17 protein-coding genes and 3 tRNA genes are annotated in these 21702 nt (G+C 58.4%); 4 read left to right on the forward strand and 16 right to left on the reverse strand.

Going from position 1 to position 21702, the window contains the following annotated elements; translation table 11 throughout:
* Positions 1–445 precede the first annotated feature (445 nt).
* Together ACP3RB_RS07275 and ACP3RB_RS07280 are read right to left on the reverse strand one after the other, a co-directional pair.
* Complete coding sequence (locus tag ACP3RB_RS07275; RefSeq protein WP_311448506.1) at positions 446–2188, reverse strand: MDR family MFS transporter; 1743 nt, start codon at positions 2186–2188, stop codon at positions 446–448.
* Positions 2189–2317: 129 nt separating this feature from the next.
* A complete protein-coding gene (locus ACP3RB_RS07280) occupies positions 2318–2989 on the reverse strand; it encodes a TetR/AcrR family transcriptional regulator (protein WP_298458669.1) in 672 nt (223 codons plus the stop codon).
* A 114-nt stretch (positions 2990–3103) separates the two neighbouring features.
* On the opposite strand from ACP3RB_RS07280, the gene cls reads away from it, so the two are divergent.
* Complete coding sequence (gene cls / locus ACP3RB_RS07285; RefSeq protein ID WP_311448505.1) at positions 3104–4582, forward strand: cardiolipin synthase; 1479 nt, start codon at positions 3104–3106, stop codon at positions 4580–4582.
* A 291-nt stretch (positions 4583–4873) separates the two neighbouring features.
* Here cls and ACP3RB_RS07290 read toward each other — a convergent pair whose 3' ends face one another.
* Positions 4874–6070 (reverse strand): RNase H family protein, encoded by a 1197-nt coding sequence (locus ACP3RB_RS07290; RefSeq protein WP_311446645.1) that lies wholly within the window; start codon positions 6068–6070, stop codon positions 4874–4876.
* A gap of 317 nt (positions 6071–6387) precedes the next feature.
* On the opposite strand from ACP3RB_RS07290, the gene ACP3RB_RS07295 reads away from it, so the two are divergent.
* Positions 6388–6666 carry a putative quinol monooxygenase gene (locus tag ACP3RB_RS07295; protein ID WP_311448504.1) on the forward strand — a complete coding sequence of 93 codons (279 nt, stop codon included), beginning with the start codon at positions 6388–6390 and terminating at the stop codon, positions 6664–6666.
* A gap of 117 nt (positions 6667–6783) precedes the next feature.
* On the opposite strand, the gene ACP3RB_RS07300 is transcribed toward ACP3RB_RS07295, so the two are convergent.
* Positions 6784–7818 carry a 2-oxoglutarate dehydrogenase gene (locus ACP3RB_RS07300; protein WP_311448503.1) on the reverse strand — a complete coding sequence of 345 codons (1035 nt, stop codon included), beginning with the start codon at positions 7816–7818 and terminating at the stop codon, positions 6784–6786.
* Positions 7819–8068: 250 nt separating this feature from the next.
* Positions 8069–9913 carry a dihydroxy-acid dehydratase gene (ilvD, locus tag ACP3RB_RS07305; RefSeq protein ID WP_311448502.1) on the reverse strand — a complete coding sequence of 615 codons (1845 nt, stop codon included), beginning with the start codon at positions 9911–9913 and terminating at the stop codon, positions 8069–8071.
* Positions 9914–10328: 415 nt separating this feature from the next.
* On the opposite strand from ilvD, the gene ACP3RB_RS07310 reads away from it, so the two are divergent.
* Positions 10329–12167 (forward strand): alpha,alpha-phosphotrehalase, encoded by a 1839-nt coding sequence (locus ACP3RB_RS07310; protein ID WP_426698918.1) that lies wholly within the window; start codon positions 10329–10331, stop codon positions 12165–12167.
* Positions 12168–12323: 156 nt separating this feature from the next.
* Here ACP3RB_RS07310 and ACP3RB_RS07315 read toward each other — a convergent pair whose 3' ends face one another.
* The 7 genes from ACP3RB_RS07315 to ACP3RB_RS07345 form a co-directional block, all read right to left on the reverse strand.
* On the reverse strand, positions 12324–13289 hold the full coding sequence (locus ACP3RB_RS07315; protein ID WP_311448500.1) for an ABC transporter substrate-binding protein: 966 nt from the start codon (positions 13287–13289) through the stop codon (positions 12324–12326).
* 5 nt (positions 13290–13294) lie between these two features.
* Positions 13295–13993: an ABC transporter permease gene (locus ACP3RB_RS07320; RefSeq protein ID WP_311448499.1), complete on the reverse strand. Its 699-nt coding sequence runs from the start codon at positions 13991–13993 to the stop codon at positions 13295–13297.
* Positions 13994–13996: 3 nt separating this feature from the next.
* Positions 13997–14761 (reverse strand): ABC transporter permease, encoded by a 765-nt coding sequence (locus ACP3RB_RS07325; RefSeq protein WP_311448498.1) that lies wholly within the window; start codon positions 14759–14761, stop codon positions 13997–13999.
* Complete coding sequence (locus tag ACP3RB_RS07330; RefSeq protein WP_311448497.1) at positions 14758–15720, reverse strand: ABC transporter ATP-binding protein; 963 nt, start codon at positions 15718–15720, stop codon at positions 14758–14760. The genes ACP3RB_RS07325 and ACP3RB_RS07330 overlap by 4 nt, the downstream gene beginning before the upstream one ends.
* Positions 15721–15892: 172 nt before the next feature.
* Positions 15893–15965 (reverse strand) — tRNA-Phe (locus ACP3RB_RS07335).
* Positions 15966–16038: 73 nt separating this feature from the next.
* Positions 16039–16112 (reverse strand) — tRNA-Asp (locus ACP3RB_RS07340).
* Positions 16113–16180: 68 nt separating this feature from the next.
* Positions 16181–16253 (reverse strand) — tRNA-Glu (locus ACP3RB_RS07345).
* A 949-nt stretch (positions 16254–17202) separates the two neighbouring features.
* Between ACP3RB_RS07345 and ACP3RB_RS07350 the strand changes: the two genes are divergently transcribed.
* Positions 17203–17784 carry a hypothetical protein gene (locus ACP3RB_RS07350; RefSeq protein WP_060823986.1) on the forward strand — a complete coding sequence of 194 codons (582 nt, stop codon included), beginning with the start codon at positions 17203–17205 and terminating at the stop codon, positions 17782–17784.
* Positions 17785–18145: 361 nt separating this feature from the next.
* Here the strand turns inward: ACP3RB_RS07350 and ACP3RB_RS07355 are convergent, their stop codons facing one another.
* The 4 genes from ACP3RB_RS07355 to ACP3RB_RS07370 form a co-directional block, all read right to left on the reverse strand.
* Positions 18146–19549: an FAD-dependent oxidoreductase gene (locus ACP3RB_RS07355; RefSeq protein ID WP_426698919.1), complete on the reverse strand. Its 1404-nt coding sequence runs from the start codon at positions 19547–19549 to the stop codon at positions 18146–18148.
* Between the two features lie 415 nt (positions 19550–19964).
* On the reverse strand, positions 19965–20339 hold the full coding sequence (locus ACP3RB_RS07360; protein WP_426698920.1) for a DUF2218 domain-containing protein: 375 nt from the start codon (positions 20337–20339) through the stop codon (positions 19965–19967).
* A 161-nt stretch (positions 20340–20500) separates the two neighbouring features.
* Positions 20501–20950, reverse strand: a complete 450-nt coding sequence (locus ACP3RB_RS07365; RefSeq protein WP_278860145.1) for a hypothetical protein — start codon at positions 20948–20950, stop codon at positions 20501–20503.
* On the reverse strand, positions 20947–21696 hold the full coding sequence (locus ACP3RB_RS07370) for an ABC transporter ATP-binding protein (RefSeq protein WP_311452393.1): 750 nt from the start codon (positions 21694–21696) through the stop codon (positions 20947–20949). The genes ACP3RB_RS07365 and ACP3RB_RS07370 overlap by 4 nt, the downstream gene beginning before the upstream one ends.
* Between the last annotated feature and the right edge of the window lie 6 nt (positions 21697–21702).

Here is a 21702-nt window from a genome sequence, read left to right on the forward strand (position 1 = left end):
GTCACTAGGAGCATAGTTACTTTATCTTATATAGCCTGTAACACTTCCACCAAACCCACATTGGGTACTTTCACCCCTTAGAACAGCCTGTACGCAAGCTAAAAAAGTGCTGAATAAAAAAATGCCCCGGAATACCGGGGAAAAGGGGCGGATTAACAATTTTTACGAAAATTTTACATCCGAACCATTTAAACCCAGATAGGGACGTAATAACCTTTTCGATAAGCGATTTAACAGGGCAAAACACCACGTAAACCCACCATTTAGGGGACTAAACCAACAGTTCAAACCCCTAAACCAAGCACTAAGGCACACCTCTTAAGCGCACCGTTGAAGGCAACGCAGCCAAAAGCGGCGCCCCGGCACGAGCACACAACTCGCGCCGGGGCGCCGCTTATATAGGAAGGCAACGCCTCCGTCGCGCACCTTTTCGTTATCCCTCGTTCTAGGAACGCGGGGAGTTGCCATCCTCCGAAGAGCCCGCCTCAGGCGAAACGTCCGAGCTCAATGACTCGGCAATCGTCCTACGGTTAGGGCCCTGCATGCTCTTCAGAGCCTGCGCATCCTTCGCCGCCATCTCCGGAGTAATCACCGGAATCGCGCCGGTCGCCGCACGAGCAATATCAACAGCCGGCTCAGTCTCCAGGGTCGTCGCCAGCGCATCCTCACGGATGAAGAACAGAAGCAGCGTAGACACCAGACCCAGCGGCACCAGGTACAGAAACAGCGGAATCAGCGCATCGTTATACGCATTCACAATGATGCCGTGCACCGGCTCCGGCAAAGACGCCACCAACTCAGGAGTCAGAGACGAAGACGCATGACTACCCGAAGACTGCAGCGCCTGCTGCGGCATACGCTCAGAAATTAGCGACGTCAGACGCGAAGTAAACAGACCACCCACCAGCGAGGCACCCACAGTAGCGCCCACCTGACGGAAGAAGTTATTCGACGCCGTCGCGGTACCAACCACGCTCACCGGGAACGCATTCTGAACAATCAGAGTCAAGAACTGCATGGACATACCCAGACCGGCACCCATCACCGCAAGGTACATACAGAACAGCCAAGTCGGGGTCTCAACATTCACGGTCGACAGCAGGAACAGGCCCAGCGCCACAATCGCGGTACCGGTCGTCACGTAACTCTTATAGCGACCGGTCTTCGACACCACGCGGCCCGTCACAATCGACACCACCAGCATGACACCCATCATCGGGATCATCAGCAGACCAGCCACCGTAGCACTCACGCCCAGCGCCATCTGCAGATAGGTCGGGATGTACTCCACCGCACCGAACATCGCCACGCCCAGCGCCAGCGAAGCGCCCAGAGTCAGCAGGAAGTTACGGTTCTTGAACAGGTACATGGGCATAACCGGCTCAGCCGCACGGTTCTCCACCGGGATGAACACCAGCGCAGCAACCACCGAGAAAATCAGCAGACCAATAATCTGCGGCGACGTCCACTCGTACTGGTTACCGCCCCAAATCGTAGCAAGCACGAGCGCGCTCGTACCCGCCATTAGAATCAGCGAACCAAGGTAGTCGATGCTGTGCTTCTCACGCTCACGGAACGGGCGGTGCGGCAGCAAGAAAATCACCGCAAGAATCGACATAATAGCCAGCGGCAGGTTCAGCCAAAACGCCCAACGCCAACCAGGGCCCTCAGTAATCCAGCCGCCAATCAGCGGACCAGCCACCGACGAGAATGCAAAAACGCCACCGATAATACCCATGTAGCGGCCTCGGTCGCGGGGAGGAATCACGTCAGCAATCACCGCCTGAGAAAGAATCATCAGGCCACCACCGCCCAGGCCCTGCAGGGCGCGAGCAAAAATCAGCCAGTTCATGTTCTGCGCGAGCGCACCAACAATCGAACCCGCCATAAAAGCAACAATCGCAAAAAGCAGGAAGGGCTTGCGTCCGAACTGGTCAGAAAGCTTACCGTAGACCGGCATCGTAACCGTCGACAGCAGGATGAAAATGGTAATCACCCAGCTCATGTGCTCCACGCCGTGAAGCTCACCGACGATCGTGGGCAGCGACGGCGCCAGAATCGTCTGGTTCAGCGAGGACATGAGCATCACGATGACCAGGCCAAGGAACATGGCGCGGATGCGGTTCTTACTTTCCTGCTTAACCTCACCGGCTGGCGGCTGAGGTAACTTCTTTTCCTCTGTACTCATCGTTTAATCCTTTAGTTACGTTCAATATGTGTCTGCTGTGTGTCCGCCAGGTTCTTGATTCGGTTGCCCCGATTTGGTTGTTCCGTTTCAGGTCCGGCGGGCTTTGTCGTTTGCAGTAGTAAACCGCCGCTAGATTGCAGGTCGACTCTGCTCAAAAAGCAGGAACTGGAAGGTCTTCACCGTCTGGCGGATACCGCGGGCGATATCCTCTTTGTCCTCCAGGTTGCGGGCAAACTCCAGCTGGCGAAGCACAGCGGAGGCAAGCTGGACCTTTGCGCGCGATCGCTCGCGGAAGTGATCGGTCAGCGGGTCAGCGGGGGTTCGGCGCGGGAAGGGGCCGCGGCGACCGGCAGCATCAAAAGCCACCCAGTCGATGGTGTTCAGGTACTCGGTGAGCACCTGTTCGCACTTCATGTAGTGCATCTTCATTCGTTTCGCGGATTCGGGGAACTCCTGATAGGGAGCTCGGGGGTCCTTGCCCTTGGCGTAGTGGAAGCTCTGGAAAATGACCTCCCAGAGAAGGTGGGTTACACGAATGATCGTGTTGTCATCCTCGTGGGCGCGGTCTGTTTCGAGGATTTCCTCGCTGACCACCGGTTCGCGCAGACCCAGGACGGCATCCTCTTTGGAGGGGAAGTAGTTGAAGAAGGTGCGCGGGGAGACGCCCGCCTCCTGGGCGATTTCTTCAACGGTGGTTCCGCGCATCCCGTGTTCGCGGACGCGTTTGAGGGCTGCTTCGTGGATTGCCGTCCAAGTTTGTTCGCGGCGGCGTTCGCGAAGGCTCTGTTCCTTTTTCTGCATAACTGCAATTATTTCACCACTGCACACAATGCTCAAGTGCATTTTTGGCGTTAAGGCCCACAGTATAGCCAGCTAAGCTCCAGCCCCACCACGAAACATCGGCATAATAGAGAGGTGAACTCCTTTACCCCCACCTACCTTGACTTCCTACCCGACTGGCTGCGCCTCGCACTCGGCATCGCCGATATCCTCATCCGACTCACAGCCCTCTTCTGGCTCCCCTACAACCGCAAACCCGTGGTTGCACTGGGCTGGCTCATGGCCATCTTCTTCATCCCCTTCGTAGGGTTCATCGCATTCCTCGTCTTCGGTTCCTCTCGCCTGCCCGCCTACCGCCGCGCACGCCAACACGCCATGAACGACATAATCCGCGAAACCACCGAGAACAAGCCCTTCCTCGCCCGCACCAACGACCTCTCCGACCCAGCCAAGGTAGCCAGCCAACTCAACTACACCCTCGGCTCGCTCCCCCTGGTCGGAGGCAACCAATTCACCCTCCACCCCGACAACCACGAAGCGATGGTCGCCATGGCGGAAGAAGTCGACCGCGCCACCAAATACGTGCACTTCGAGTTCTACATCACCGCCTACGACGAGGCGAGCGCAGTCCTCTGGGACGCCCTCTTCGCCGCCCACGAACGCGGTGTACAGGTGCGCGTACTCATCGACCACATCGGCTCCCGCAAATACCCGTCCTATAAGAAGCTCGTGAAAATGCTCAACGACTCGGGTATGCAGTGGCGCCTCATGCTGCCGCTCAAACCGTGGAAACTCAAGTGGCAGCGCCCTGACCTGCGTAACCACCGCAAGGTCCTCGTCGTGGACGGCCGCGTCGCGTTCTCCGGTTCGCAGAACGCTATTCACCGCTCCTACGACATGCCCGAAAACATTAAGAAGGGCTTGGAGTGGAAGGACCTGACCTTCTCCTGCACCGGCCCCATCGTTGAAGAGCTCAATGCCGTTTTCGTCTCCGACTGGTACTCCGAAACGAACCAGCTGATTCTGGCAGAGATTAACACCTCTATCCCCTACTCCGAGGATGGGATGCGCGCCCAGGTTGTTCCCTCCGGCCCCGGTTTTGAAACCGAAAACAACCTGCGCCTCATTAACTACCTGATCTACAATGCCGAGCGGCGTATCACCATCTGTTCGCCATACTTCGTGCCCGAAGAGACCCTGCTGCAGGCGCTCACGAACGCCGCATACTCCGGTATTGAAACCACCGTGATTGTGTGCGAGAAGGGCGACCAGTTCCTGCCGAACATGGCGCAGCGTTCCTACTACGAGCAGCTGCTGCAGGCGGGTGTGCGTATTCTGCAGTACCCCAGCCCGACCGTGTTGCACTCCAAGTTCATGATGGTCGACGACGAAATTGCGTTCATTGGCTCGTCCAATATGGACCCGCGTTCTTTCTCGCTGAACATGGAAGTGTCAACGTTCGTCATTGACCGCGGCATGGTCGCGATGCTGGATGAAGTATGCACCGAATATGAGCAGGTCTGCACCGAGCTGCTGTACACCCAGTGGGCGGAGCGCCCGCGCCGCATCAAGATAGCGGAGAACCTCTGCCGACTGTGGTCATCGCTCCTCTAAACTATTTTTCACGCACTAGCTTCACCCGCTAAGGCGCACAAGATAAAAGCTCCCCCTGAGTTCGATTGAATCAACACTCAGGGGGAGCTTTTGTATGCCTCGCGCCATCTCAGGATGCACCAGGCAACAAGCTAGAGTAGCGCCACACGCCAAAGCGGCGCTACACGCCAGCCGCACACAAGCGCAGGCAGAAACAGCAAAAAGGGCAAAAAGAAACACGCGACACCTCCGACATCGCATACCCTCGTATGCGGCGAATGTATCGCGCGTTCATTTCTACCCTGCACTAGTTTAGCGCCATAAACGGTTTCCCGTGTGGATTGAAGAAGGTTTAATCTGCAACCACTCCGGCGCAAGCAGGCGAACAGCCTTCGCACAACCCGACAAAGCAGTAATAATCGACTCGCAACGCTGATTAAACTCGCTCTGATGACGCTTATCCACAATCTGCCCCGGAAAATGGCGATGCATCTTCGACACAGAATCGCTGCTCTCCTGCAAACCGTGGCCCGTATGGCCCGGAACATGCTTCACCAGCACACGCTTCTCGCGGATAGCCTCCGTCAAAGCACTCATCTGAGCCACCACACGCTCATCCTGAATACCCTCAGAAACCCACGCCTCAAAAGCCCAACGGCTATGCGCCAAACGCAACACAAACGTCAACGCACCCAAAGAATCCGTATGAATAATCAGGCGGCGCGAACCACTATGGAACACCGTATAAGCCGCCAACATCGCAGACAGCTCACCGGTCATAATATTCACGCCATCATAGTGGGAGTGAAAATAGAAACCGTCCTCACTCACGCCGGCGATACCCATACGGCCACCACGCTGATACTTCTTATTGTGAGTCGAACGGAACGAACAATCCGTGAAAACGCTATAGTCCTGCAGCTGATCCAGCGGTCGAGGAGTCAGCGCTTCCTCCACCATCTCATCCACAGCGGTACGTGCCGCGCAGACCTCAGCCTGCATCCGCTCATACGCGGGCGTGCCAGCCAGCTTCACATGAACTTCACCCAAAGAATGGTTATCGTACGGGTCCAGCACCTTCTCAAAGGCGCGGTACTCCATAATCCCCTTCAACTGGTCGCAATCACGGAAAAGCTGCTTCAAATTCTTGCGGTCAGCAGCAATCGTCACCAGGTTCTGGCGGTACTGCTCCGGAACCACATCCCACGCCGAAAGCACGGCACGACCCAGCAGGCAAGGATGCACCTCATCGCAACACTCCATGAGGGAATGAACGTGAGTGAAAAGCATCGGCTCCTCATTCACCACGGTGCGGGTACCGTCCTGCTTAGAAATAAAAACCACCGTCGACAACGCCGAATAACAAAAACCCTGCGCCGTGCGATGCTCCTGAGCTACCGCAATCACAGCAACACCCTGATCCGTGTACCCGGCAGGGTATGAGGCGCTATAGTCGGGCGCCTCCCAGGTCAGGGTGCATCGTTTGATATGCGCCGGTGAAAATCCCATGAGTGTCACCCCCCATGCGTGCCATACCGCTTCTCCTTCCATTTATGCGGTGTATCGTCCTCATTCTTTTATAGGTCGAAAAGAAAGGGGCACGCAAATATAAAACACCTTTTTTACAGATAGCGAATGGGTCAGCCGAAAATCCTCCCACCCGCCACCACACCACAAAACCCAGCGTAAAACCCAGCACAAAACACGGCGCAGAACACAGCGCGAGAAACCCCCGCGCATACCTCCCCGCCGCGGGGGTGAAGGTGTACGGTAAAAGAGTCATATACGACGCGGCAACCGCCGCACCACCCCACAAGGAGAGCCCCATGATTGGTGTCTACGCCGGAGTATCCGTCAAGCCCGAGCACGTCGAAGAATTCCTCAAGACCATCGAACCGCTCGTGACCGCAAGCCGCCAGGACGAAGGCAACGTCAGCTACGACTTCGGTGCCGTCTCCGACACCGACTTCGCATTCATCGAGCGTTGGGAATCCCAGGAACTGCTCGAGCAGCACATGGGCACCGAGCACTTCCAGAAGGCTGTCGCCGCATGGGAGCCGCTGCTCTCCTCCGAGCTGGACGTTAGCATCGTCAACTTCCGCTAAGCGACGTTAAAACCGAAGGTGCCCGGCACCCCTATGAGAGGGGTACCGGGCACCTTCATATTGAAAATCCTGGAGGTGAGCGCGGCTACTCACGGTGCGCCTTCATGCTCGCCAGGTTTATCGGCGTTCTACGCCAACCTCCACCGAATCAAGCGTGAAACCATTCGTCGCGCTCACGCAATGCACCTTACCGCTATTCACCGACTTGCAGGTGTAACCATACGCAGTCACCACCTGACCGGTCGGCAACGCAGTAATACCCTCGGTATTCACCGGCTCCGGAGTGGCGGTCTGACCGACCAGGCTCACCGCAGGAGCCTGGTCCTGCACCATGTGCACGCGCTGCTGCGCCTTACCGGAGGCGGCATCCCAACCCTCCAGGGTCACACCCACCAGCGCCTGGCAATCCACACCCGACGGGGTCACCGAGCACGCGACCTTAGAGTCCGGGCTGGTGAAACGCAGCGCCTCAACAGTCTTCGCCGAATCGCCCTGACCGAAAGTGCCGCCGCCGTAAGCTTCAGCGAAAGTCAGCGTACCCGACAGCATGCGGGTCTGCGCCGGAATCAACGCCAGGCGAGGCTTCTCAACGCTACCGCCCTGCGTGAAGCAGGCACCCGTAATGTAGTCGCGGCCCTGCACCTTCGTGGCACACTGATACCACTCAACACTCGCCGAACCGTCCTGGTTCTTGCGGCTGTTGAAGAGACGCACCGCCTCCTGAGCCTTCGCACAATCCGAACCGTCATACACGTAAATACCGGCAGAACCACCCAGCAGACTCGTCACACCGCAGCGGGTACCCGCATCAATAATGTTCGCGGATCCGCTCGCCGTAGCGTATGCCGCCGCGTACTCAGCGTCCGTGCTCGGCGCATCGGTCGGGGTTGCTACAGCATCAAAAGTTGCCGGCGCATCCAGACCAGCAGAAATCTGCACAGTATTCGGCTTCCAGGAGCCGTCCGCCGCCGTAAACAGCGCCTTCACATCAACGGATGCCGAGGAAGTCGCGACCTTCATCGGAGTGGTTTCAGAATCATCAGCCTGCGGCTGAGCAGAGCAAGAACTCAAAGCGAGCGCGCCAATGCAGGCAAGAGCCGTCAGGGCACGACGAGTAAAGGCACGCTGTGCGCGTGCGGGCAGGGTAATCATGAGTGCGTCCTCGTGAGGGTTGCGAATTACGTTGTGTTTGAGTGGTTGTGCTGAGTCGGTGAATAAGTATAAAAATACCTCCTTACACCCTACTGCACCGCAACTGACAAGGCAATACGCCGCACCGGGTATCCCACGACGGCAGACAAAGAAGCGGGCAAAGAACAGCGCCCCGCCCGCAGAAAAACCGCGGAACGGGGCGCCAGCCCATCAGGGCAAGTATTAAATTCTCACACGATACGTGAGGGGCTTATGCGTCCTCGGGCAGGATGCGCACGCCACCCTTATCAGCCGAAGCAGCCAGCATGCCGTACACCTTCAGGGCGTTCGACACCTGACGCTCACGCGGCTTCGTCGGACGCCACGGTGCAGCGCCCTTCGCCTCGCGGCGAGCAGCCAGCTCCTCATCCGAAACGTTCACACGCAGGATGCGGTTGTTCACGTCAATCTCAATCTCGTCACCGGTCTGCACCAGGCCGATCGCACCGCCAGCGGCAGCCTCCGGGGAAACGTGACCAATCGAAATACCGGACGTACCGCCGGAGAAACGACCGTCAGTAATCAGTGCACACTTCTTACCCAGGCCCAGACCCTTCAGGTAAGAGGTCGGGTACAGCATCTCCTGCATGCCCGGGCCGCCCTTCGGGCCCTCGTACTGGATGACGACAACGTCGCCTTCCTTCACGTTCTTCGACAGGATCTCGTACACAGCCTCGTCCTGAGACTCAACCACGAACGCGCGACCCTTGAAGTGGAACAGCTCCTCATCAATACCAGCGGACTTGATGATTGCACCGTTCTGGGCGATGTTGCCGTACAGGACCGCCAGACCGCCGTCCTTGGTGTACGCGTGCTCCACGGAGCGGATGCAACCGTTCTCAGCGTCAGTCTCGTGGGACTCGTACTTGTTCGCGGTGGAGAACGCCTGAGTGGTGCGCACGCCGCCGGGAGCAGCGAGGAACAGTTCCTTCGCCTTCTCGCTCGCCTTGCCGCTGCGGATATCCCACTCGTCCAGCCACTCGTCCAGCGAGTCAGCGTGAACAGAATGAACGTTCTTGTGCAGCAGGCCGGCACGGTTCAGCTCACCCAGCAGGGCGGGGATACCGCCGGCACGGTGCACGTGCTCAATGTGGTACTTGGTGGAGTTCGGGGCGACCTTCGCCAGGCAGGGAACCTGACGGGAAATGCGGTCAATATCCTTCAGGGTGAAGTCAGCGCCCGCCTCGTGAGCAATCGCCAGGGTGTGCAGCACGGTATTGGTCGAACCGCCCATCGCCACATCCAGCGCCATAGCGTTCTCGAACGCCTCCTTGGTCGCAATGGAGCGGGGCAGAACCGACTCGTCATCCTGCTCGTAGTAGCGCTTAGCCAGCTCAACAATGCGGCGGCCAGCATCCAGGAACAGTTCCTTACGAGCAACCTGAGTAGCCAGGGTGGTGCCGTTACCGGGCAGTGCCAGACCAATCGCCTCATTCAGGCAGTTCATGGAGTTCGCGGTAAACATACCCGCGCACGAACCGCAGGTCGGGCACGCATTCTTCTCAACCTGAGCAAGAGCCTCATCGCTGACGCTATCGTTAACAGCCATCACCATGGCGTCAATCAGGTCGAGGCGGTGCTCAACAATACCCTCAATGCCCTCGCCGGACTCCATGGGGCCACCGGACACAAAGATAGTGGGGATGTTCAGGCGCATAGCCGCCAGAAGCATACCGGGGGTGATCTTGTCACAGTTAGAGATGCAGACCAGCGCGTCAGCACGGTGCGCGTTGACCATGTACTCCACCGAGTCAGCAATCAAATCGCGGGAAGGCAGTGAGTAGAGCATACCATCGTGGCCCATCGCGATACCGTCATCAACGGCGATGGTGTTAAATTCCTTGGCAACGCCGCCAGCCTCTCGAATCGCGCCGGCGACCAGTTCACCCATATTCTTCAGATGCACGTGGCCGGGCACGAACTGGGTGAAAGAGTTCGCGATAGCAATAATGGGCTTGCCGAAATCATCATCGCCCATGCCGGTGGCACGCCACAGGGCGCGGGCACCAGCCATGTTACGGCCGTGAGTTGAAGTACGTGAACGCAGTTCTGGCATTGTTTTACCTTCCGTAGTGATGCAAGTACTGATTTTACGCGCGGCGTCCAACGCTTCTCAGCTCAGGGTCACTTTGGTTTCATGCATCGAAACGCGCACGAGCCTGCAACCGCCTATCGGTGGGAGGGTTGAGGCCACGGGGATTGTGCCGGATCTGCGGCAGAATTGCCCCCTTTGGGGTAGACGGGGGACATCACCCCATTATGCCCCCTAATCTGGAATGAGCCCAGGTTGCGGGCGGCGATATTCAGTCGGCGAACGCGCCGGGAGGCGGCGGGCTGCTGCGTCCGCCGCGTACGGGCTTCGCTGTGCACACGTAGCAGCATACATAGCACTGGCGCGGTTCGTTTCCAACACACTGATTTATACGCAGATTTATACGCACTGAACCCTGCTCACATTTCAGAAGGTTTCCATGACACAGGCACCCACCGCATCGCTCACCCTCACCCCGGCAACCACACCGGCAACCACCCCGGCAGGCGGCAAGGACTTTGCGTCCTCCGTCATCTACCAGGTGTACCCCAAGTCCTTCTACTCCTCGGCCGGTGGCGCCTACGGCGATTTGCGCGGCATCATCGAGAAGGTGCCCTACATTGCCTCCCTGGGCGTGGACATGGTGTGGTTCAACCCGTTCTTCGCCTCCCCGCAGAACGACAACGGCTACGACATTTCCGACTACTACGCCATCAATCCCGACCTGGGCACCATGGAGGACGTCGAAGAGATGATTGCCGCCCTCGCCGAGCACGGTGTGGGCGTCATGTTCGACATGGTCCTCAACCATATTTCGACCGAGCACGAGTGGTTCCAGCGTGCGCTCGCCGGTGAGCGCGAGTACTGGGATTACTTCTACATTCGCCCCGGTAGGTACACCGAGGACGGTCAGCTGCGCGAACCGACCAACTGGGAATCGAAGTTCGGCGGCTCCTGCTGGTCCCGCTTTGGCGAGTACACGGATGAGTACGGCACTCCCCTGTTCTATATGCACCTGTACGACCGCACCCAGGCGGACGTGAACTGGTACAACCCGACTGTGCGCGACGAACTGTTTAAGGTGGTGAACTTCTGGTACGAGAAGGGCGTGCGCGGTTTCCGTTTCGACGTCATTAACGTCATCGGCAAGGGTGAAGAGCTACTCGACGCCCCCGAAGGCACCGTGGACAAGGAACAATACACCGACACCCCGATTGTGCACACCCGCATTCAGCAGCTGAACCGCGCCTCCTTCGGTCAGCATGATGACACCGTGACCGTGGGCGAAATGTCCTCGACCAGCATCGAAAATTGCGTGGGCTACTCCAACCCGGCAAACCACGAGCTGGATATGGTGTTCAGCTTCCACCACCTGAAGGTGGACTACGAGAACGGCGAGAAGTGGTCAAAGGTGCCGTTCCGTTTTACCGAGCTGAAGCAGATTCTGAACGATTGGGCGCTGGGGATGCAGGCCGGCGGCGGCTGGAATGCACTGTTCTGGAATAACCACGATCAGCCGCGCGCGCTGAACCGTTTTGGTGACGTTGAGCGTTACCGTGCCGAGTCGGCGACCATGCTGGCGACCGTAATTCACCTGCTGCGCGGCACCCCGTACGTATACCAGGGCGAGGAAATCGGCATGATTGACCCGGTCTACTCCTCGATCGAGCAGTACGTGGATGTGGAGGCGCACAACGCCTACGCGATGCTGCGTGAGCGCGGTCTGAGCAAGCGGCAGGCCCTGGAGATTGTGGCGTCGAAGGCTCGCGATAATTCGCGTGTGCCGATGCAGTGGACCGCGGATCCGGCGACTGCCGGTTTTGGTTCCACCTCGCCGTGGCTGGCTCCCGCCCCGGTGCGTGATGCGGCGACCGGTGCCGGTATTTCGGTGGAGGATGAGGAACGTGACGGCGTGATTCTGCCTTATTACCGCAACCTGATTGCCCTGCGTAAGCAGTACCCGGTCATCTCTGTGGGTTCGTACGCGCCCTACGCGTTGAATCACGAGCGGGTGTTTGCGTACCTGCGTGAGCTGCCCGCTGTAGCTGAAAACGGTAGCCCGGCGCAGCGTCTGCTGGTGCTGACGAACTTCTACGGTGAGCCGACCGAGGTTGAGGTTCCGGCTGAATTCGTTCGTTCCGGTCGCGTGCTGGTGTGTAATTACAAGAATTCTGCTGTCGATTCCGCTGCGGCGGATTCTGCTGTATCTGATTCAACTGAGACAGTGACGCTGAGCCTGCGCCCCTACGAGGCTCTGGCGCTGCTGATTGAGGGCTAAAAGCTACTGTATGCCCCTCCCCTAACTTGTGGGAGAGGTGTGGGAGATGGGCGACATAAACCGACCTGGCAATATTCTATTTCTAGAATATTACCAGGTCGATTTTGTTTATAGACATTCCTATAGAGGAATTTATGTGGAATATCAGGCAGAGTCTTAGAAGCCGTGCTCGTTCAGCCAGGCAACCGCCGCCTGCGCGGGCTCCTGCTTAGAGGTACCTGAAACACGGTCATTGAGAGTGCGCAAATCAGCGGTGGTGAGCTTCGCCGAGACACGATTCAGAACCTCCGCCGCAGAGTCGGGAACTCGCGATGTATTGATAATGGGCAGCACCTGCTGAGCCAGAATCATGTTCTTCGGATCCTCCAGCACCACCAGCTGATTCTGCTCAATCGCGGGCGTGGTCGAGTAGAGGTCAACCACCTGCACGGTGTCATCCAGCAGGGCCTTGACGGTCAGCGCGCCACCACCATCCGAGAGGGGCACAAACTCGGCGGGGACGCATCCGTACTTCTCTTTCAGACCCGGGATGCCATAGGCGCGCTCGGCAAACTCCGGGGCGGCGCCGAGCTTCAGATTCGTACAGCGGGAGGCGAGGTCTTCAAGGCTTCGCAGACCGTATTTCTGGGCGGTCTGCGCGGTAACGACGAGCGAGTCCTTATCCTCCGCCTCGGAGGCGTTCAGGGCGCGGATTTCAGCCCCGGAGCCACCCGTGGTAAGGGTGCCGAGGGCGGCGGGTAGCGCTTGCAGAATCTCCTGCGCAGTGTTAGCTGTAGCCTTCGGGTCGAGGTAAAGCAGCAGGTTGCCGGAGTAGTCCGGAATAACGTCCACCGCACCGGAGGCAAGTGCCCCCAGGTACGCCTCGCGGGCGCCGATGCTCAGCTGGGTGCGGGCATTGAATCCCGCCCGGGCGAGGGCTCCGGCGTAGATTTCGGCAAGGATTTGGGATTCGGCGAAGGCCGCTGAGCCGACGATGATTCCTTCGTGCTCGCCGCTGAAGACTTTATCGCCGCTGAGCCCGCAGGCACTGAGAATACCCGCCATGCCGAGCGCTCCGGCGGCGGTGAGGGCAGTGCGACGAGATACGGTACGGCGTGTGAAGGTTTGATGTGTCTGATTCATCGGGCTCATGCCTTCTTCCGGTTGATGGTGAGCCCCGCGGGGGTGAGCACACGCTGCACGAGGCCCATGAGCGCGTCCACGGCGAAGGCGAGAAGCGCCACGAGCAGGGTTGCGACAAGCATACGCGGGTAATCGCGCACGGCGAGCCCGTCGAAGAGGTACCTGCCGAGGGTTCCGCCGCTCAGGTAGGCGACGATGGTCGCGGTTGCGATGACCTGCACGAGTGCGGAGCGGAGCCCGCCGAGCATCATGTTGGCGGCGAGCGGGATTTCGAGGCGGGTCAGAATCTGCCATTCGGTCAGGCCTTGAGCGCGGGCTGCGTCCACGAGGTCTTCCGGCACGGCGGCAAGGCCTTCAAGAACTCCGGCGAGCAGGGGTGCCGCCGCAATAATAATGAGCACGATGAGGGCGGGCAGGGTTGAGACGCCCAGCCAGAGCGCCAGGATGGTGAGCAGACCGAGCGCGGGCAGCGCGCGGGTGGCGGCTACGGCGCTCATGAGCAGGTTGCTGCGGCGGCGGTTAGTGCCGTCAGAGGGTCGGTGGTGTCCAGCCCAGAGGCCGAGGGGCACGACGATGAGTGCCGCGCAGGCGGTGGCGAGGGCGGTGACGCTCAGGTGTTCGAGCAGGCGCACGAGGATTCCACCGCTTCCCTGCCAGTTGGCGCCGTCCATGAGGTAGGCGAAGGTTCGTTCTATGACGTTCACGGGTTACGCCCTCCTTTCGAGGCGGCGGCGATTCGCAACCGTAGCCACCTGCCAGGGCGTAAGTGCCCTCGTCAGAAGGATAAGGAGCAGATCCAGGACCAGTGCCAGCAACAGGCTAAGAATCACGCCAGCCAGGATCTCCGAAGGGATATTGCGCGCAAGACCGTCGGTAAAGAGCGTGCCGAGCGAGGGCACACCGATGAGGGCGCCCACGGACACCATCGCAATATTTGCCACGGTTGCCACACGGATTCCCGCCATGATGACGGGCACGGCGAGAGGCAGGTAGAGCTCCATCAGCGCCTGTCGGGGCGTGTATCCGAGGGCGCGGGCAGATTCGTGCACGCTATCGGGTACGGAGTCGAAGGCATCCACACCGGAGCGCACCATGAGCGAGAAGGAGTAGATGCTCAGGGCGACGAGCACGTTCAGCGGGGAAATAATGGAGGTTCCCAGAATGAGCGGCATCAGCACAAACAGTGCAATCGAGGGGATGGTGTACAGCAGTGAGGAGAGGTGCATGAGGGTTCGCGCACCAATGCGGCGTTCGGAACCGCGGTCACGGCGACGGCTCGCGTAGTAGGCGACCGGCAGTGCAATGAGAGTGCCAATCGCGACGGGCACGACGCCCTGGTAGAGGTGGCTGAGGGTCAGTTCGAGGATGCGCTGGCTATTGGTTGCGACCCATTCCCAGTGCATATCGCTTGCGGCGAGGGGTTGCGCGGCGTGCGGTGGCGCCGCGAGCACACTATTTTCCAGAAAGCTCATTCGCTTTTCTCACCTTCTACCGCGCTATCCTGTGCTTCTCGGGAGGCAGCAAGTCGGCGTGCACGCGCCTGGCGCACCGTCTGTTCATCCAGCAGACCGGCAACAGATCGGCTCACGAAAGAGCGCACAAAATCATCAGCAGGGCTGTACAGAATCTCTTCGGGAGTGCCGAACTGGGCGAGGCGACCGCCCTCCGCAAAGACGGCGATTGTATCGCCGAGCAGGAGCGCCTCATCAATGTCGTGGGTAACGAACACAATCGTCTTGGCGAGTCGATCCTGCAGGCGCAGCAGCTCTTTCTGCAGGTCGGTACGCACCACCGGATCCACCGCGGAGAACGGCTCATCCATGAGCAGGACGGGCGCATCAGCGGCGAGAGCACGCGCCACACCGACGCGCTGCACCTGACCGCCCGACAGCTGGGAGGGGTAGCGCTTCGCATACGAAGAATCCAGACCGACCACTTCAAGCAGTTCGAGGGCGCGCGCCTGCGCCTGCCTGCGGGAGGTACCGAGCAGGCGCGGCACGGTAGCAATATTCTGCACGACGGTACGGTGCGGCATGAGCCCGCCCTGCTGCATCACGTAGCCAATACCACGGCGCAGCTCGTAGGGGTTCTTCTCGTGCACGTTCACGCCGTCAATGGTGATGGTGCCGCTATCGGGCTCCACCATGCGGTTAATCATGCGTAGACTAGTAGTTTTACCGCATCCGGAGGGGCCGACAAACACGGTAATCTGCCCGGCGGGGATGTGCAGGTTCAGGTTCTGCAACACCGTGGTGGGTTCACCGGTTCGGCTCGGGTAGCTCTTGGTGATGCTATCGAAGCGGATTCCGTCTGCCTGAGCGCCGACAGCAGCATTTTTTGCCCAGGGAATTTGGGGTGAGCTCGGAATCTGAGGTGAGCTCTGTGGAGGCTGTGCATTGGGAGGCTGTGTACTGGAATTCTGAGCAGTCATGGGTGCGGGATGCTTTCTAGAGTGAGCGGGCATTGTTTCCGTATACAAAAAGGCGGCACCTCGGGGTTTTATTCCCAAGATGCCGCCTTTTCGACGGGTTGCAGTATCTGCAGCCCTCAAGTTTTTTAAAAACAAAACCCGCCCCACTGTAGAAGCCTGGAGGCGGATTTCGTGGCTCCGACCGGCGTCGATCCGGTGACCTTACGATTTTCAGTCGTACGCTCTACCAACTGAGCTACAGAGCCTTGCGTATTTACTTATAGATACGCAATGACCGCGTCTTCGGATGAATAATCATCTGAACTTACGCGGCCAGAGCGACCCCGACGGGACTTGAACCCGCGACCTCCGCCGTGACAGGGCGGCGCGCTAACCAACTGCGCTACGGGGCCTTGTTGGAATCAACAGAAGTAAATTCTATATCATCAAACTTGGCTTTGCAAATCGTGAGATTTGCAAGTACCCCCAACGGGATTTGAACCCGTGCTACCGCCGTGAAAGGGCGGCGTCCTAGGCCGCTAGACGATGGGGGCCTAGTCGATCGAACAGGTTCAGTTTTCTTCATCCCGTCGTTCGAACCTCCACTAGTCTATGTCAGGTTTGCGGAGGCGCGCAAACCGTTTTGTTCGATTTCGCCCGATTTTGACCCCCATTTTCGACCGTTTATAGCCTGGCCCATATACGTTTAAGCTTGTCAATGAGGATTCAGAAAAACTTCAAAAAATTTTAAAATTTCTTCACAACGCCCCATATCAGGGGCTTTTGGAGGGGTTTTAGCAGCTTTTGGGTGCCCGCAGAGGCTTCGAGGAAGCCCTATTTTCCACTCTGATTTCCACAGATTTTCTTCAGAATCTTCCAAAATTTTGTTCCGAAGATGCCCGAAGAGAGTCCGAAGGTCCTTGAACAGCCCTTCGCAAGAGTTCCAAAAATCCGCCACCCCCTCTCACTCACCTCACGGCAGCCTAAACGCGCGCAAAATATCTCCAAAAATTTTCAGTAATTTCTACAGCGCCTATATAAGGTGCACAAGCAAGCACCATCCAGCAAGCACTGCCCCGCCCATCTAGCACCACCCAGCAGGCACAGCCCAGCTTCACCCCCCCCCCGGGGGGAGCCCAAAAAAACGTGCCGTGCAAAGCAACTACCCGTCAAGATGCACCAAAATGAAAATATTCACTCCGGGGAATACAATAAAACGGCTTGTCAGATGCGTATTTTTCACTTTATGCAAGTAAATACAGAATTATGACAACACAGAAATATAAAGATTTGATAAACCTCTAGCGATTGACAAGGAGAGATGAAAGCCCGCTGAAAATACCCCCTGAACTGGCTTGAAGCCCCCTCTTTGAGCACCGTACTATAGAGGGCGTGAGGTCACTTCCGAACCTTGCAGCACGGGGCCACTTCCGGAGCCCCAGACGTAAAGTCACCGCACATTACAGCACCGATAAACCGAATAGAGATCCGAAGGGGGATCCAGTGTCCGCAACGATGAACCGTCGCACGGCATTCCGCGCGCTTGGCGTAGGCACCGCAACCATCGCTCTCGGCTGTGCAGCTGCACCCGCAGCGCAGGCACAGCAGATGGCGCACCCGCAGAAGGCAATGACTGCCGACCAGCAGCTCAAGCTGATTCTGCGCCGCCTCGAGCAGGTACCTGCCCGTTTGAAGTATGCGAAGCCTGGATCCTCCAACCGCGTTAATAGCGGCATTGAGAGCGCACTGGGCAACCTGACCACCGTCCAGGGCACTGACGCAGGCCGTCAGATTGCAAGCGCGAAGGCCGCTGTCCGCAAGTCTGATGGACGCGCCCACGCAGCGCTCTCCCCCGTTGGTGTTATTGCCTGCGTTGTCAGTATTGCAAAGTTTGTCATTCAGCTGGGCATCGCCATTTACAAGCTTATTAAGGCACTCGTTAACGCCTTCAAGCAGTGGAAGACCTTCAAGAACATCGTGAAGGCCGTCATTTCTGGTGAAGTCCGCAAGAAGCTGGGTACTGAAACTGAAACCGTACTCAAGGCCATTTTGGGCATTGAAGACGTCCTCAAAAAGTGTGCATAGCCTACACACCGTACGGCTATGCGCTTGTTTAGAGAGCTAATCTTGGTGTTTCTTTAGCTTTCTAGACCCCGTTAAGGGATGCGCCGCACGTGAAGCCACTGCATGGGCTTGCTGCGCGTCCGGGTAGCCGGAGGGTATGTCCTCGAGTGTCTTCGGCACCTACCCAACCCACCCCGCATGACCTCATGGTGCGGGGTGGGTTTCTTTAACCGCTCTTTCGATAGCTCTTCGGGGCGGGCGCTTCTCGAGCTTGGCCCCTGACGCTCCCCTCCCCCGCTTCCTTATATATAGACAAAAATCGACCCCGCACCGGCTCACGGTATGGGGTCGATTTCTATGCTCTACGTACTACACGTAAGGATTACTCGCCGCGGGAGATGTTAATCATCTCGTCGCGGTCCACAACCTTCACGCGGGCGCGAGGCTCACCGGCTGCATCCTTAGATGCTGCGCCCAGTGCCTTCTCGTGATCGTCCAGGCGGTGCCAGCCTTCCCAGGTGGTGTACTTGATGCCCTTGGAGTCCAGGTATGCGCTGAATGCCTCTGCGTCCGGCTCGGTTGCTGTGTAGAGGTTCTCGCGGTCCTCGAGCAGGTGGGTGATGGTCTCGAGTGCGTCAGACTTGGTGGAGCCAATCAGGCCGACGGGGCCGCGCTTGATCCAACCGGATGCGTACAGGCCGGGAACGACCTCGCCATTCTCGTCCACGACGCGACCCTCAACGTTGGTGATGACACCGCGCTTGTCGTCGTAACCGATTTCGGGCAGTTCGGAACCGAAGTAACCGATTGCACGGTAGACAGCCTGTACGGGGTAGTCCACGTACTCGCCGGTGCCGATGATGCCGCCCTTGCCGTCGAGCTTGTTGCGCTCCATGCGCAGGCCCACGACCTTGCCGTCTTCGCCGAGGATCTCGTGCGGGGACTGCAGGAAGTGCAGGTGCAGGCGGCGGGATGCGGTCTGTTCCTTGGTCTTCTGGTCTTCCAGCCAGCCGCGCAGGGTCTTCATCATGACCTTGGTCTGTGCGTTCTTCTCCATTGCTTCCTCGGAAGCCTCGTCGAACTGGAAGTCCTCTTCGTACAGGACGATGTCCACGTCGCGGGAGTGTGCGAGTTCGCGCAGCTCGAGCGGGGTGAACTTCATCTGTGCGGGGCCGCGGCGACCGAAGACGTGCACGTCGGTCACGGGGGAAGCCTTCAGGCCCTGGTAGACGTTGTCGGGGATTTCGGTGACGAGCAGGTCGTCAGCGTGCTTGGAGAGGATGCGGGAGACGTCCAGGGCGACGTTGCCGTTACCGAGCACTGCAACCTGCTCAGCTTCGAGCGGCCAGGTGCGGGGGTAGTCGGGGTGGCCGTCGTACCAGGAGACGAAGTCTGCTGCGCCGTAGGAGCCGTCCAGGTCGATGCCCTTAATGTTCAGGGGTGCATCGAAAATCGCGCCGGTTGCGAAGATGATGGCGTCGTAGTGTTCGCGCAGGTCGGCGAGGGTCAGGTCCTTGCCGTATTCGACGTTGCCGAAGAAACGGATGTCGCCGCGGTCCAGGACCTTGTGCAGTGCGGTGATGATGCCCTTGATGCGGGGGTGATCCGGTGCCACACCGTAGCGGATCAGGCCGAAGGGGGCGGGGTAGCGGTCGAAGATGTCGATAGCGACCTCGACGGCGCCGGTGCGGACCTCTTCAGACTTGGTGAGGATGTCGGCGGTGTAAATACCGGCGGGACCTGCACCAATAACGGCGACGCGCAGGGGGCGTGCTGCTTCAGACACGAAAATCTTCCTTTCGAAGTTCACCGGCCGGCGCCCGGTGCGGCGCGAACAGGCGGTGAGCTTAGTGTTCACTTCCTGCCTATTTTACCGGGGATTGACGGGTGTTCGGGGGCTTATATGTCTTCGCCCACTAAATAGGACAATTTTCTGTCACCTAATCCTGCTGGGATCATCTAGTCCGGGCAAGCTCACCTAGTCCGGGTGCCTCCGCACGCAGTGGGCATAAAAGCGGGCATAAAAACTGCCCCGCCCTCCGAGGTGCAGGAGGACGGGGCAGGGTGTGGAACACGCATCCGCGTGGATCTTGGGTACCTCAACCGCAAGCTAAAAGCCCCCGGCGCGGCGAGAAAAACTCACTGCACCGGGGGCTACGTATATAAGGCCTGAACGTACGACCCGCACCGGGCTGCGCATGCTAGGAGGCGGGTACCGCCTCGAAGGTCACGACCAGTTCGTCGCGCTCACCGAAGCGGGCCAGGTGACGGTTCAGCACATCCGCCAAGTGGGCTGCCTGCTCGTCGCTTTCGGCGCGCACCTCCATAATGAGGGCGCCTTCGGTTTCGCGCAGGTCACCGTAGCCGCGGAAAATGCCCTCGCGGTTGAAGGTGAGGCGCAGGCCGTCGGGCAGTTCTGCGGTGCCGAGCTTGCGGCCCATGTGTGAGCCGAGCTGCTTGATGTATCGGGCGGGGCGGTCGGTTGCTACGATGGCGCGCTGGCGTACCGGCAGGGATTCTGCGGCGGGGTAGTTTTCGGTGGGAATGGCGGTGTTTTCCTGCGGGGTTTCAGTCACGGTGGACTCCTTCTTATCGGTGCCGAAAAAGGCTCACCACACGGAACCCTGCATCCGGCGACGCATTGTTTCACCTCGAATATAGCAGAGACTTAGGGTCCACTAACCTAACAAACTATCGTTGTTCGCGCAGGGGCGATAAACAACCGTTCTTTACACGCCTACCTCTTGAGCTTAATCTCAGCGGCAGCACCCAACTGTGCCGAAGTCACCGCATCGTCCAAATGTTTAAAATCCGACCGGTCAGTATACGTAATCGTCAAAACAGCCTTCTGCCCATCGCACAGAAGCGTCTGGGAGAATTCAACATTCTTCGCAGCCGAACGAATAGCATTAAGCTCTTCGGTCCGCGCAAGAGCTTGCTGCACATCCTCCGGTGAAGAAGCTGTTGCACAAGCTGGTGTAGTGGTCGAATACTCATTCAGCCATGGCTCAAAAGCTCCACCCCAGTACAGGCCCAGAAGAGCACCAACGAACACCACGCAAGATACTAGAACGCCCACCACTTTTCGCGGCAGATGCCGCAATCCGTTTTTTCGAGGGGTGTCACCTCCTGAATTTTCCGGTACACGATCATACTCATCACGAGCTAGAGGGCTCCTGGTCGTCATGATTCATTCTCCTTCCGAAGAGAATTTACGTTTACATCCGCCAATCCCGAATCGGGAATTCTGGTAGGGCTTTCAAGACGGCATAGCCTATCGCAGGCGGCCATCATATCCGCGTCATGAGTCGCCACGATAACTGTGGCTCCACGCCGAGCAGCAGAGCTCAAAAGCTCAATAACCAATGCCCGGTTCTCAGCATCGAGACTTGCCGTCGGCTCATCCGCAAAAATGTAGCGCACACCCTTGTGGATTGCCCGAGCAATGCCCACTCTCTGCTTCTCACCACCACTCAGCAGGGCAGCCGAAGTACGCTCCTTCCCTTCAAGACCAATGATGCTCAGAAGCTCGCGGCTCTCATCCGTAATTCGAGCACGACCAAAGGTCCTACGGTCAAGCAGAATATTCTCGATAACGCTCCATTCCTCAATAATTCCGTAATCCTGAAAAACGAAGGAAGCTTCATCAGCCCAGAACGCAAGACGCTCCTTCTCACGAGCACGTTCCATATGGCGACCCCCGATAACCACCTCACCCGCATGAGGCGGCATCAGCAGACCCAACACATTCAGAAGCGTCGTTTTACCGCATCCGCTCGGACCCACAATGCCAGTTAATTCCCCCGCATATGCCTCAAAGTGGGGACTCTGGAGAATGGGCTGCCCCTGCGCATACACCACAATGTTGCGGGAGGCGATAGTTACCTCAGGATGTTCCGCATTGCTAGAGGGATAAACAGTATTCCTCATCATTCACTC

The sequence above is a fragment of the Rothia mucilaginosa genome (genome assembly GCF_049990865.1).
Classification (GTDB): Bacteria; Actinomycetota; Actinomycetes; order Actinomycetales; family Micrococcaceae; genus Rothia; species Rothia mucilaginosa_I.

Coding starts and splice junctions, on each gene's coding strand:
- ACP3RB_RS07365 (WP_278860145.1), bottom strand. CDS start 20,950: ATGACGACCAGGAGCCCTCTAGCTCGTGATGAGTATGATCGTGTACCG.
- ACP3RB_RS07280 (WP_298458669.1), bottom strand. CDS start 2,989: ATGCAGAAAAAGGAACAGAGCCTTCGCGAACGCCGCCGCGAACAAACT.
- ACP3RB_RS07315 (WP_311448500.1), bottom strand. CDS start 13,289: ATGAATCAGACACATCAAACCTTCACACGCCGTACCGTATCTCGTCGC.
- ilvD (WP_311448502.1), bottom strand. CDS start 9,913: ATGCCAGAACTGCGTTCACGTACTTCAACTCACGGCCGTAACATGGCT.
- ACP3RB_RS07300 (WP_311448503.1), bottom strand. CDS start 7,818: ATGATTACCCTGCCCGCACGCGCACAGCGTGCCTTTACTCGTCGTGCC.
- ACP3RB_RS07275 (WP_311448506.1), bottom strand. CDS start 2,188: ATGAGTACAGAGGAAAAGAAGTTACCTCAGCCGCCAGCCGGTGAGGTT.
- ACP3RB_RS07290 (WP_311446645.1), bottom strand. CDS start 6,070: ATGGGATTTTCACCGGCGCATATCAAACGATGCACCCTGACCTGGGAG.
- ACP3RB_RS07330 (WP_311448497.1), bottom strand. CDS start 15,720: ATGACTGCTCAGAATTCCAGTACACAGCCTCCCAATGCACAGCCTCCA.
- ACP3RB_RS07295 (WP_311448504.1), top strand. CDS start 6,388: ATGATTGGTGTCTACGCCGGAGTATCCGTCAAGCCCGAGCACGTCGAA.
- ACP3RB_RS07325 (WP_311448498.1), bottom strand. CDS start 14,761: ATGAGCTTTCTGGAAAATAGTGTGCTCGCGGCGCCACCGCACGCCGCG.
- ACP3RB_RS07370 (WP_311452393.1), bottom strand. CDS start 21,696: ATGATGAGGAATACTGTTTATCCCTCTAGCAATGCGGAACATCCTGAG.
- ACP3RB_RS07310 (WP_426698918.1), top strand. CDS start 10,329: ATGACACAGGCACCCACCGCATCGCTCACCCTCACCCCGGCAACCACA.